This window comes from Desulfosporosinus nitroreducens (genome assembly GCF_023897015.1).
Lineage (GTDB): Bacteria > Bacillota > Desulfitobacteriia > Desulfitobacteriales > Desulfitobacteriaceae > Desulfosporosinus > Desulfosporosinus nitroreducens.
Genome location: NZ_JAMHFY010000032.1, coordinates 23,763 through 36,533, shown reverse-complemented (window position 1 = coordinate 36,533; position 12,771 = coordinate 23,763). Strand labels below are relative to the sequence as shown.

Genomic DNA, 12,771 nt, shown 5'->3' with positions numbered 1-12,771 from the left:
ATCTTCTAATAAACTATCTTGCGGACATTTTATTAGCATAGGTGGAGCGATTAATGAGAATATGCATCGTAGGCGCAGGTTATGTAGGCCTCACAACGGCTGCTGCTTTAGCCGACTTTGGACATGAAGTTATATGTGTGGACATGGAAGAATCAAAAATTGAAAGCCTTCGTCAAGGTAAAGTTCCCATATATGAACCTGGATTGGATGAGTTAATCAATAAAAACATTAAAAATAATACACTCTTTTTTTCGTCACAGGTGGAAGAGAGTATTAAAGATTATCCAATAATTCTAATTGCCGTTGGTACACCTTCCCAGGAAGATGGAAGCTGTAACCTGACGTTTATTAACCAGATCGTTGAAGTCATTGCTTCGACAACAAATGTCTATAAAATTGTTATTACTAAAAGCACTGTGCCTCCGGGAACCAATGAATGGATTTACCAAACCTTAGTTGAAAAAGGCATCAACGAAGACTTATTTGATATAGTTTCCAATCCCGAGTTTTTGCGTGAAGGATTAGCCTTATGGGATCTTTATCACCCAAATAAAATAGTCTTTGGCACGAAGACCAGTCGTCCAATAAAAGAGCTTAAAAAGCTTTATAAACGAGGAAAAGCGCCTTATATATTTACCAGTTTGACTGGAGCGGAACTCATTAAATACGCTAGTAATGCCTTTTTAGCCACGAAAATCTCGTTTGCTAATGAAATGGCTCGTATTTGTGATGCTTACGGAGTAGACTATGCCGATATTGCCAAAGGACTAGGGACTGATCCTCGAATAGGTCGGTACTTTCTAAACTCAGGATTAGGGTTTGGCGGATCATGTCTACCCAAAGATCTTAGTTCTCTCAAACATTCAGCGATACGGAAAAACGTAGAAACGAAACTACTTGATGCTGTCAGGGAAGTAAATGACACCCAAATTAAGCTGTACTTGAATAAACTGACTACAGAAGTTCCGGATTTAACGGAAAAACAGATTACAGTTTGGGGGGTGACCTTTAAACCTGGTACGGACGATTTACGTTCATCTCCAGCAATTACTCTAATCAACAAGCTTCTTGAAAAGGGCTGTCGAGTTCACACACACGATCCTATGGTACAACTTGAATTACCAGGTGTTCATTCCCATACCGATAAATATGAATCGGTTACGAATTCAGATGCTTTAATTATTGCGACTGAATGGCCACAATTTCTAGAAAGTGATTGGTCAGAAGTAAAATCGAGAATGAAGGGATCTATTGTTCTTGATGCTCGAAACTGTATCGATGAAAAACTTGTCAGGAAACAAGGATTAGTTTACTTGGGGGTTGGAAAACAATGAAAGTATTAGTGACTGGAGCCGCTGGTTTTATCGGCTCACAGCTTTGTGAACGATTACTCCAATTCGACGAGACTGAGGTCATTGGGATTGACGGATTTATTAATCCTTCTCTTAAGCAAACAAAAGAGAGGAATCTAACGCGGCTGCTTGCCCATCCTCGTTTTCTATTTCATCAAGTTGACCTTCGCAAAGCTAACTTAGAGTCAATTCTCGACGGAGTTGAAGTAGTCTACCATTTAGCGGCAATGCCTGGTGTTCGCACAAGTTGGGGAACTGATTTTCAATCTTATGTAGACCATAATATCTCAGCCACTCAAATTTTATTAGAGGCGGTACGAAATTGCCCGCTTAAAAAGTTCATCTATATTTCAACGTCTTCAGTTTATGGGGAGAAAGTAGGGAAAGTAGCAGAAGATTCTATTCCAACTCCACTTTCTCCTTATGGCGTGAGTAAATTAACCGCTGAATATTTATGTAAGGTATATCAGCTAAGTTACGGGATCCCCATTGTTATTTTAAGATATTTTACTCTGTTTGGTCCAAGACAACGATCAGATATGGCTTTTCATCGATTTATCAATGCTATTTTGCAGCGCAAACCTCTTAGTATTTATGGAGATGGAAAGCAAACCCGTGATTTTACCTTTATCAGGGATTGTGTTGAAGGAACTGTTGCGGCTCTTCATGCAGATGGAGTGATCGGGGAAACCATCAATATTGGTGGTAAGGAACGAGCTTCCATCTTAGAAGTCATAGCGATACTTGAAGATTTACTCAACGAAAGGGCCAATCTGAAATTTATGGAGCAGCTTCATGGCGATCCGAAGGATACTTGGGCAGATATATCGAAGGCGCAAACATTATTAAACTATAATCCAGTAAGCTCTTTGAAATCGGGATTAGAAGAACAGATCAACGACATTCGCTACAATTCAGTACCACTTTATAAAAGCGGTCATATAATACACAAAGAATCTTATATCTAACACATTCTATACGGTAAAGATATATCTTGGCCGAAAATTTATTGAAGAAAGGTAAGAGATTATGTACAAAGAAGAATTACTAAAACTATTTTATGATGCAATTACAAATGAAGACAATATTGAAAAAGTCAAAGTAACGTTTAAAAATGGAGAAACAATAAAACTCGATTTTGATGAGGATGACGAAGACGAAGATGATGATGATGATGACGATGAAGTAGAAGCTGAAGAAGTAGAAGATGATGACGTAGACGTAGACGAAGATGAAGATGAAGACGATGACGATGACGATGACGATGACGATGATGATGACGATGAAGTAGAAGCAGAAGCTGAAGCTGAAGAAGTAGAAGCTGAGCCCAAGAAAGAGAATAATGGTACTAGTTATCAAACGGGACAGAAGGTTAATGTAATTAATAGATAAACTAATTGGACCTCGGTCGTCACAGGAGACGCGTATTTCACAGGAGTTGCAAGTGTGAAAAGCCGAAAACAGCACGAGGATGACTCAATTAGTTGAGACATCCTCTAGTAATGTTCTGAAGGCACTGGTTCAACATCAGGTTCTCTATTGACAGGGCTACGATCGGAGTGGAATTACCTGCATGAGTTCACGTAGATAGTTCATTAAATCATCAGACAAATCATCATGTCTTAAGCCGTATTCAATTGTAGTTTGAATGAAACCCAATTTGTCTCCTACATCATATCTACGTCCTTCAAAATCATAGGCGATAATCTTCTGTAATTTGCTAAGTTCGCGCAAACCGTCAGTCAGTTGTATTTCTCCGCCCTGACCAGGCTGAAGGCTCTCTAAAATTCCGAAAATCTCCGGATTTAAAATATAGCGCCCCATAATTGCTAGACGTGTCGCAGGGGCATCTTCTGGACTAGGCTTTTCAATCAAATCTCGAGCACTATATATACGTTCACCAATATTCTCTCCATCTACGATTCCATATCTAGAAACCTTTTCTAAAGGGACCTCCTTGACCCCGACAATGCTAGCCCCATAACGTTCGTAAATATTAATCATTTGCTTCAAACAAGGTACCTTGGCATGAATGATATCATCCCCCAGCAATACTGCGAAAGGCTCATCTCCAATAAACTTGCTTGTGCAATAGATAGCATGACCTAATCCCAGAGCTTCCTTTTGACGAACATAGAAAATGTTCGCCATACTCGAAATATCTTGTACCACATCCAAAAGGGCTTCTTTATTGGTGTTCTTTAAGAACATCTCCAGTTCAACCGAACGGTCAAAATGGTCTTCTATAGCGCGTTTGCTACGACCTGTCACGATTATAATGTCTTGAATCCCCGATTGAACGGCTTCTTCAACAATAAACTGGATTGTAGGTTTATCCACTATCGGTAACATTTCCTTAGGTTGAGCCTTTGTTGCCGGTAAAAAACGTGTGCCAAGTCCTGCTGCCGGAATAACTGCTTTACGAATTTTTCTCATATCTTTCCTCACTAATTGTTTATATTATTATGTCATCATATATGAGTGAATTCGATAATATTCCAATATTAATAATTATTGATGCCGCAAGAAGAGGCTAGTAGTTTTCCTAAGCTGATCATTTACATATTCAATTACGTTATTACACTGCTAATATGTCAATAGTATAAAATAACTAAACCTAGGTCTTATCCTTCGATATACCTAGGTTTAGTTATTTATTAGAGGAAACCCCTCTGACTAAATGCCTAAAACCATCCCCTAGATGTTAAATATCAGGGAATACCATTTTCCTTTCTGTAGCAGACCACAAACCTATTGTTTATAAGTTTTTGTACGAATAATACCCTGATATTTCAACACCCGTCACCAGTTTGGGGTAATCCCTATGGTTGACATGACAGCGCCACTGTGAAAACAATGAGTATTTCACTTTTTCATTCAATCAGCCGAACAGCTTTTATTATAGCTCCCTCGCTCTGTGCACTAATTTGGATTACCTTGGCCCAATCAGGGGCCGTTACGTCCCCGAACAAAACTACAATGACTTTCATCCCTCGTGGTGGACGATCGGGCCATGATGTATGTCCGTCGGTAATAACGATTCCCAATTGAGGTAAAGGCTTTAATCTTGCAGCAGTTTCCAAGCCAATCCCCATGTCTGTTCCTCCGCCTCCCGCGAGTTGGATCTGTTCCGGACGAAACACCCGACGGCAAAACTCAACAGTCTGATCCACGGCCAAAACGTGGATTCCTTCCTTTTGTCCCAAGGACTTTAAGATACTGGATAATTCGGCTAGGGTCTGGGCAAGCATTTTCTCAGATATACTTCCACTGGTGTCCGCTACAACGGCCACTGAAGGGACAGGACAGCGCATGGACGGAAAAATAACATCTCCATTTCCAACCTGCCCCTGGCGACGCGAGGGACGACGGTAGGAATAATCTGTTGCCCCAGTTGTATCCGCTACAGCAAATCGGACAGCAGCAGCAAGTTGTTTTCGCCAGTCTACTTTTGGATGAAGTTTTTCTTCTGCCCATCGGGCCCAATGACCAGGTACACAGCCCTGATCTCTGACATGTTCTCTGATTTGCTTGGCAACATCCCTGCGCATTAACTCTCCTTCCGTTCGACTGAGACCGGATGAGGAACCTTTGGTAGGCGGTTTATCCTCCCAAGGCGCCATTTGACCGGTTGCACAAGAGCCGCACCGACCAGAACCGGGCCTAGGCGGTTCCGGTAAATCGGAACCGCCGTACTCTCCCTCTATAACCTTTGAAAAGTTCCGACCACTGGCATGAGCTGCTTCGCCTGTTTCTTTTTCGACGGGTGAATCTGAATGTACGTGATTCTTCGTTTGATCGGCAGAAGGCGGCCATTCCTGTTTCTCCAAGGACGCATAGTATTCCTCTGCCAGGAGGTTTTCCGGTTGTCCGATGAATTCGGGAGTCACCGGTTGGTTCGGAAATTTAACACCTTCACGGATAAGGTCGTCATTAATTTCCGCGTCTGCAGCAATGTTGCTTAAGCGCGGATTAAAGTTCCTCATCCTTTCAGAGTGATTGCGGAGAAGATGACAAATTTCATGGTATAAAGCGCCTTCCATAACTTCCACCGACCAACGGGATAATACGGCTGGATCGTAATAGAGTCTCCAATACATATCGACTGCCATTGTTTCCAAGCCTGGCTTTGGTACCGGCTGGAGAGCCCAGGCAGCGGAAGCCAAATAGGGACGTTCTTTAGCCAGGCGAATGCGGGCTGACTGCAGCTCCAGGGGGAGAATCACGCCTGTAACACCTCCAAACATTTTAATGCTTCAATTGTTTCAATGATTCCAGACGTTTCACCTGCTTGAAAGGTACCGGATGAAAAAATATCTTTATCGACCATAATTCTTTGAGTTCGCTCTCTCTGCTCTTTTATTGGCTCCGGAAGCCTTAAAAATTTCATAGTTTGAGCATCTAAATAATAAAGAGTTGGAAAACATGAATTTTGCCGGTAATTTCGGTAGCGTGGCAGAAAGACCGGAGGATAATCCTCAAAGATTTTCTTCAAGAGAGGGGCCGCATCTTCCGACAGAATGGAAAAGTTATGGATTTGGTTGTTGGAAATGGCAATTACCGACGAACAGACAGGATCATTCTGTCCAGTTGTATAAAGACGGTACTCTTTCTTCCCTTCAGGGCTCACTAGCATTTCCGCCTTCCAATTGCTTTTCCGGTTTTGATGCAACTTTTCCATTCTTTCGACCCAGTACTCAGTCATTGCCACTTTTAGAACAGCATAAATATGGTAAGCAGATAGTTTTGAACCTTCATAATTAAATACGTCCAGTCTAGATTCCCTTATCCCTTCCATGCCCACTAAAACCCGGCCGGATTGCTCGAAAGCATTTTCCTTCCAAGGTATGTTGCGGTACTCATAAGGAGGATTCACATTAGTCCCCCTTTTTGCAGCAACGGCGCAAATTCCTGTAATTCTTTCAGTGGTATAGGTAATTCCTGTTTCCTGGCTGCGGCTAATTTTTTGGCGGCAACCGCTGCAATATCTTTCATTCCGTGTTCCGATGCCAGGGCAAGTACGCACCAGGCAGCAAACCAGCGTTCTTCTGTTAGCCTGCCAACAGCGGCAGAGATAACAGCCGTCAGTATTGCAAAGGCCTGGTCTCCGCGATCCGGAAGCCGAAGGTAGGTCGGATTGGCCAATATTACTTCCGGATCCGGCAGATCTAAATCTCTGCGCCAGGCTAAAAATTCCAAACAGGCTCCTTCGCCAACACATCCAGCTATGAGAGAAGCAATAACGTCCTCTTCTGCCCGCACCGTTTCCGCAGCTGCCAATAATCTAGCTGTCGTGGACCAAGATCTAGGAGACGGCCAAGCCTTTCCGGCTTGACCTTCATCTTTGGGCACCTGTAGCAATAAATTTGGCCTATACCGGATAAAGGAGGCCACAAGCACCTCTTTTTCCGATATAGTATTCTCCCAGGACGAAGGAAGATGCGGCAAGTCAGAGATAGACCATCCCCCAATCATACCGTCTATCCAACCCTGAGTGTCCATGGACCAAAAAAGGTGGCAGAATCTGTTCGCCAGAGGAGCGGAAAGATCCCATCCACCAACGGCCTGTTCCGGAGGGTTTGCCGATGCAACAACAGATACATTGGCAGGTAAAGCTAAATCCCCTACTACCCTTTCCAAAACAACTCTTAATAAGGCAGATTGAACCGCAGGCGGAGCTGTGGAGATTTCATCAAGAAAAAGTAGACCTTTTCCGGCCTGTGCCAAGCGATGAGCCCATGCGGGAGGCACCATGCGGACACCTTCCTCCCTAATTACCGGAAGACCGGAAAAATCCGAAGGTTCTCGAATGGATGCCAGAACAACTTCGAGCGGGAGTGCCAGTACATCGGCAAGCATCGTAATAGTTGCAGTTTTTCCTACACCTGGGGGGCCCCAGGTTAAGATCGGTACTCCAGCCTGAATAGCAATAGCAAGAGCACAAGCCGTAGACATATTGTTTTGCACCTCCGTTGGTCCAAGCTGTGCCGTAACATGCAGCACCGCATGTGTGACCATGTTTAATCAATCAAATCCTTTCCATTTTATATCCATAATATAACCCAAGTACCATAATTTTTATAAACACTAAGGTTAAGTTCTTTTCTCCACCTTTTGGTGTTTTTCCAGAATTCATCGCAGTTCAACTTTAAATGTTTGATAAGGTATTATAATTACGCAAATATAATTAGTCCTAAAAAAATAAGGACCTAGCAGCAACCGCTTGGTCCGATAGAGTTACAACACAAAATCCGCCAAGAAAGAGGTTGCGACTATGTCCGATAAGATTATACGTCTTCAACGAGCCATTCATTATCGCCGTGTTTGATAAAATAATGACCATTCCGCTCGATCAGATTTTTACATAACTCAGAATAGGAAGGACGAGATAGTTTCGTATCACGCTGCCAGAACAGAGAGATGTAGGGGATATTGTTTTTCACTACAATATTGCCAGGAGGCAGGGGGAATTTTCGGCCATCATTAAGCTGTATCGTAAGCTGACCAACCTGCTCGGTTACTGATTGAACGAAAAAAGGAACATCCTCCACCCTCACAGGGTACAATTGATTCTGCCAGTCTATCTGATATTTATCATGACCATCTTTTTTTAGATTGGCAGCAAATAACTTAATAATTTCTTTATTGATCATAAGTACGCCATCGGCGTACCATAGTCCATCCTTATCAATAAAAAGTTCGGGGGCGCGTAAGTTATCCAAGGCTTTACCTCCTTGCATGTAATATTAATTTTCACTAACTAATTTTTAATTCCACATAAACCAATCAATTATAGTTATTTTCCCATTCTTCCTCCTTCTACCTTCCTAATCAAAGCAAAACATCGAAGAAAAAGGCCATCTCTTCCAACCCTCGAGGTAGCAAAGCAACCAAAAAACTGTATAGCTACATTTAAACTTCATTTCCTAATGGTTAAATAAACTCCAGTACGGTTTTGTATGCTGTTCAGGACGCTCCCCAACACCACCAGCATTCCGATGGAAAGGTGTCTGGTCAAATTTAATCCTATCTTACAAAGCACTAAGCCGTAGCTCATAAAAATACTGTACAATCGGGTGCTTTAACTTCATATTCTCAGTCATACTTAAAAGTCGCTTTTTCCCGACCCTTCTATCCACCAAAGCCAATATATTCAATAATATATCATCGCTCTCTATACTTTCCACTATAGAAGTAGCTAAAAACTTATTTGCTAAAACGTAAAAATTTGATTTACTTAATGCCGACTGTGCGGACAACAGCGTCTTTGCATATTCCGATATTTTTCTATTTCTCGCAATTACAACTAGGCGATCCTCAGGGACTGTCCCGTTGGTATCTTTTCTGACTGCTTCAATTTCTTCATTGTTGAGAGGGATTCTAAGATCCGGCTCATTCTTTATTTCCTGCTCCGTATGATACCATCTAATCAATGTAGTAACATCACTCATATTGAACACGTTCTTTTTATTTACCGTAATATAACAAAAGCCAGCTTTATCAGGTAAATAACGGTAGCCGGTTGCACAGTATTCAACTCTTCCATATAATGCAGGGCAAAGAAAGCCCTCGAGAAGTTGCCTCATTTTGCTCCAGGCCATGTATTCCTCCTATAAATTTACTTCCCAACTCATTTTAGTTCTATACTTCTATATCTGTCGAATCGTTTTAGCAAAAACACCAACTCATTGATTTAAAAATTATATTATATTATATTAACGGATTGGATTTTTATCCAGCCGATTTAGGACTAACATCTTGCCAACTTCAGCTACCAGTTGTTCATTTATTCTACAGATTAAGAACTTTCCCCTTTTTTCAGTGGTAATCAAATCTGCATTAGCCAACTCTTTTATATGATGTGATATAGTTGGAGCACCAATATTCAAACAACCCATAATATCCGCGACACAACATTCTCCTCCCGTTTCAAAACCGGTTTCATAGGCCTCGGCAATTTTTAGATACAATTCTAACCTATTGGAATTGGATAGGGCCTTAAATATCTTTGCCGTTTTTTTAATATCCATCGTTTAGCCCCTATAATTTTTTAGCGCATTAGATAACTGTCGATTCTCTACACCTGGCTTCTAGAATGTTGTGTAATCATAAAACTTCCATACGGATTTTTTGTCGCACAAGCCATACACAAGGGTGGCTCTAAGTCGTCAAACACTTGCTTGTTACATGAAGCGCAAAACCGTCGCTTTCCTTGATACAAAAGAACTTTGCCAGTTAGCAAACGATAGGATAAGGATTTAACTTCCATACTTATAGCTTTTGAACGGCATATACTGACACATCTTTGACAGTGGACGCATTTCAGTGGTTCATAAATCAAGGTCAGCTGTTCCTTGGTGTCCGTTTTTGTTAAAGCTCCCTGCGGGCAAATCTCTGGACATTCACCACAATTTGTACATCGTTCGCTCACCTTTAATGCGGGTATAGGGAGTACCTCAATTTCGGATTTTAAGGACTTCCAGGTTTCCTCTAAGAACTGCCGAGTCTTTGGAATAAGATATGGCTCAAGGGAAGTATTCCCCCCTCGGATTTCTTCAAATTTCTCACGTCCGATGTCCCGCCAGCCCCTACTCTCGTTCTGGGCTTGAACTGACACCGTCGATTCACTGTCTCCATCGTCAGCTGCAACCTTTATCAATACCGGCGGATGATCTTCCCATGCGTTGTGTAATTCTATAAAAATCTGCACACTTATCCCGCATGCTTTTTTATCCGGACAATCTGCACACACTCCGGTGAATATAGTTAATTCCTTCTCCCGGGCATATAACATTAGGGTCACCCATAAATCCCGGTCAATAATTCCCAGACAAGGGATTTCATGACCTGCCGGAATTGCTTGTGGGCAGTTTAAAACAATCTTCTCTGAATTTTTGAGATACTCATAGAGCGTATCCGTGTCGCGATACACAAATCCATCGCTGGGACATACTGCCGTGCAAATCCCACACTCTGTGCAGCTCTTAGCATCAAGTTCACGATATATGGAAATGGCTTGATGGGGACAGGAGTCGATACATAACCGACAAAGATTATCAGAGGCCTTTTTTTCATTGAGACAATTATTTTGATTATAAACAATCTGACCATTATATATCATTAAAGACACCTCTTCTGAACGGTTATTCAATTTTATCTATAACTAAAACTATAGCACAGACATTTATTTTGACCTGGCATAAGTTGAGTTGACTCTTTCAAGGGCTCTTTCAAGCAGAAGCTTATCTAACCTCGTACGTTTAGTAACCATTCTATCTAGTATATCTTATATCGTATAAATTTGGGCAAGTCATTAATTTTCATATATCCACTTAATCCCTCTAAAATTAATCAGAGGGATTAAGTGGATAACTTAAGCTAAATGCTTATTTTGCGGTGGAAGCGTATTTACCATCTTTAATCGTTATATCATCGGCATGTTCTGACTCATGATTGCCCATGATATTGAAGTTTTCGGCTAAGAATAGGTATGCTAAACAAGCTATTGACACTAGTCCTAAGCTGACAATAAACTCTGACACGGCAGGGACATAAGATCCGCCGTATTGGTTCAGATATTTTCCCATTCCTGTGAAAAGTACATCAAACCTGTTCATAATAACTCCGCTGACGGTAAGTATTCCAAACCAGATCAGGCCTTTACGGGTGCTGGACAAGGAACTGAATGCTATGATTATCGGGATTATTACCCCAAAAAACAGTTCACTCAGGAACATGATACTGGGCAAATCAAAGGCAAAAGCATTAGCAAAGGTCCCTCTTACCACCATATCCGTGATCTTTAACATCAGATACAAGATCATAGCTCCAGCAGATATTTTGACCAACCCTCTTAAAACAGGGATTTCTACTTTATGATTGAGTGCCTTCCCGGCTAGAGTGCTTTCGATAACAATCATACCTGCCCCGACGAAGAATGAGGATAACAGGAAGAACACCGGCAGAAATGCTGTCCACCAAAGTGGGTTCACTTTACCTACCATTAGATAAAACAGTTGGCCCAGTGATGATTGGTGCAAGGTTGGCAGAGTAATACCGATTATCAGCATTACAGGCATTGCTTTCTTCAGGTATTTGTGGGCCCCTTTAAATACTTTCTCGGTTCCCACTTCGCAGAATTCCAAGATCTGAATCACTGTATAACAGGAAATACACCAAAAAACTTCAAACAATACACTGGCATGTCCCCATGATACATAAGGTCTCCAGAAGTTGAACCATTGTCCTACTTCAATCAATAAACCGAGTACAACAACAATATAACCTAATAATGATGTCAACATTGCACTTCTTGCGATGGGATAAAACTTATCACGGCGAAGTACGTATACTATAAGGGCTGTTCCATATCCGCCTCCTGCCAGGGCTACCCCCAACAATACGTCAAAAGAAATCCAGAGTCCCCATGGCCACTGGTCGTTTAGGTTGGTTGTCGCACCCAGGCCTAAGACAAAACGCACCAGGATTACTGCTATAGCTGCAGCCGCTATGCCCGTAAAAACCCATCTCATGGGGGTCATTCTAAACTTCCATCTCACGCTGGACATTTTAGCGCCTGCTCGACTTACGACGGTAGTGACGAGTTCCATACATTTCCCTCCATTCTGTTTTTGCTGTATTAATCTAGAGGTTCCTTGCCTTTATTGTTAAATACATATAATCCGGCTAATATTGCCGCCCAGCCGACTCCCACAAATGGTGTAGCTTTCATATATCCTTCTGTATAAGAAGGCAACGGCTTGGTTGTTACATCCGTTCTGAATCTCATCTGCTCAAATGGCGTATCCGAGATATATAGCCAGGAAGTTCCTCCTGCTTCTTTCTCTCCAAATACTCTATCTACATAACCGTTTTCTTTGATTCTCTTTTTTGCTTCGGCCAGCAATTGGTCTCTGTCCCCAAAGATAATTGCTCCTGTCGGGCACACTGATGTACATGCAGTTTCCTGGTTATTAGCAACTCTTGTGGCGCACATCTGGCATTTCCTTACTCCAGGAATGGCTTTCTTCCATTCGTATCTCAGTACATCAAATGGACATGCCATCATGCAGTAGCGGCAACCTACACACAGACTCTGATCATAGATAACCGGTCCTTCGGGAAGCTTCTGGAATGCCTTGGAGAAACATGATGATACACAGGCAGGATCTTCACAGTGCATACATTGGGCTTTGACATATCGTGCGACGGATTCGCCGTCCTTTTCCAGGTCATAACGATTTATTGATGTCCATTCTTCAGGCCATAAGCCATTGTTTGGTTCCTTTGCTCTGTCGATAGCAGTCTTGTTCTTCTCCTGCTCATCCCATTCAAGCTCATTCCACAATTTACAGGCGACCGAACAGCTTTCACAGCCTATACATTTCGGTATATCTACGAGTACTCCCTTTGCCATTTT

Annotated in this window: 13 protein-coding genes; 3 read left to right on the top strand and 10 right to left on the bottom strand. The window is 42.0% G+C overall.

Annotated elements, in window-relative coordinates; translation table 11 throughout:
- Positions 1–53: 53 nt before the first annotated feature.
- The 3 genes from M8E35_RS22870 (at position 54) to M8E35_RS22860 (ending at position 2,744) form a co-directional block, all read left to right on the top strand.
- Complete coding sequence (locus M8E35_RS22870; RefSeq protein ID WP_252472922.1) at positions 54–1,334, top strand: UDP-glucose dehydrogenase family protein; 1,281 nt, start codon at positions 54–56, stop codon at positions 1,332–1,334.
- On the top strand, positions 1,331–2,320 hold the full coding sequence (locus M8E35_RS22865) for an NAD-dependent epimerase/dehydratase family protein (protein WP_252472920.1): 990 nt from the start codon (positions 1,331–1,333) through the stop codon (positions 2,318–2,320). Before M8E35_RS22870 ends, M8E35_RS22865 begins: the two co-directional genes overlap by 4 nt.
- A 61-nt stretch (positions 2,321–2,381) precedes the next feature.
- The gene (locus tag M8E35_RS22860; protein WP_252472918.1) at positions 2,382–2,744 is read left to right on the top strand and encodes a hypothetical protein; all 363 of its coding nucleotides are present in this window, start codon (positions 2,382–2,384) and stop codon (positions 2,742–2,744) included.
- Between the two features lie 156 nt (positions 2,745–2,900).
- On the opposite strand, the gene galU is transcribed toward M8E35_RS22860, so the two are convergent.
- The 10 genes from galU to M8E35_RS22810 all read right to left on the bottom strand — a co-directional run bounded on the left by galU (position 2,901) and on the right by M8E35_RS22810 (position 12,768).
- Positions 2,901–3,788, bottom strand: coding sequence for a UTP--glucose-1-phosphate uridylyltransferase GalU (galU, locus tag M8E35_RS22855; protein WP_252472916.1), 888 nt, complete (start codon positions 3,786–3,788; stop codon positions 2,901–2,903).
- 437 nt (positions 3,789–4,225) lie between these two features.
- On the bottom strand, positions 4,226–5,599 hold the full coding sequence (locus M8E35_RS22850; RefSeq protein ID WP_289710983.1) for a vWA domain-containing protein: 1,374 nt from the start codon (positions 5,597–5,599) through the stop codon (positions 4,226–4,228).
- A complete protein-coding gene (locus M8E35_RS22845) occupies positions 5,575–6,228 on the bottom strand; it encodes a hypothetical protein (protein WP_252472912.1) in 654 nt (217 codons plus the stop codon). The genes M8E35_RS22850 and M8E35_RS22845 overlap by 25 nt, the downstream gene beginning before the upstream one ends.
- Positions 6,225–7,307 carry an AAA family ATPase gene (locus M8E35_RS22840; protein ID WP_252472910.1) on the bottom strand — a complete coding sequence of 361 codons (1,083 nt, stop codon included), beginning with the start codon at positions 7,305–7,307 and terminating at the stop codon, positions 6,225–6,227. Before M8E35_RS22840 ends, M8E35_RS22845 begins: the two co-directional genes overlap by 4 nt.
- Before the next feature lie 332 nt (positions 7,308–7,639).
- Positions 7,640–8,074, bottom strand: coding sequence for a DUF1285 domain-containing protein (locus tag M8E35_RS22835; RefSeq protein ID WP_252472896.1), 435 nt, complete (start codon positions 8,072–8,074; stop codon positions 7,640–7,642).
- 309 nt (positions 8,075–8,383) lie between these two features.
- Positions 8,384–8,953 (bottom strand): SF0329 family protein, encoded by a 570-nt coding sequence (locus M8E35_RS22830; RefSeq protein WP_252472893.1) that lies wholly within the window; start codon positions 8,951–8,953, stop codon positions 8,384–8,386.
- A gap of 114 nt (positions 8,954–9,067) precedes the next feature.
- A complete protein-coding gene (locus tag M8E35_RS22825) occupies positions 9,068–9,382 on the bottom strand; it encodes an ArsR/SmtB family transcription factor (protein WP_252472890.1) in 315 nt (104 codons plus the stop codon).
- A 47-nt stretch (positions 9,383–9,429) separates the two neighbouring features.
- Positions 9,430–10,473: a 4Fe-4S dicluster domain-containing protein gene (locus M8E35_RS22820; protein WP_252472887.1), complete on the bottom strand. Its 1,044-nt coding sequence runs from the start codon at positions 10,471–10,473 to the stop codon at positions 9,430–9,432.
- Between the two features lie 265 nt (positions 10,474–10,738).
- Positions 10,739–11,962: an NrfD/PsrC family molybdoenzyme membrane anchor subunit gene (nrfD, locus tag M8E35_RS22815; RefSeq protein WP_252472884.1), complete on the bottom strand. Its 1,224-nt coding sequence runs from the start codon at positions 11,960–11,962 to the stop codon at positions 10,739–10,741.
- A 29-nt stretch (positions 11,963–11,991) separates the two neighbouring features.
- Complete coding sequence (locus M8E35_RS22810; protein WP_252472881.1) at positions 11,992–12,768, bottom strand: 4Fe-4S dicluster domain-containing protein; 777 nt, start codon at positions 12,766–12,768, stop codon at positions 11,992–11,994.
- Positions 12,769–12,771 lie beyond the last annotated feature (3 nt).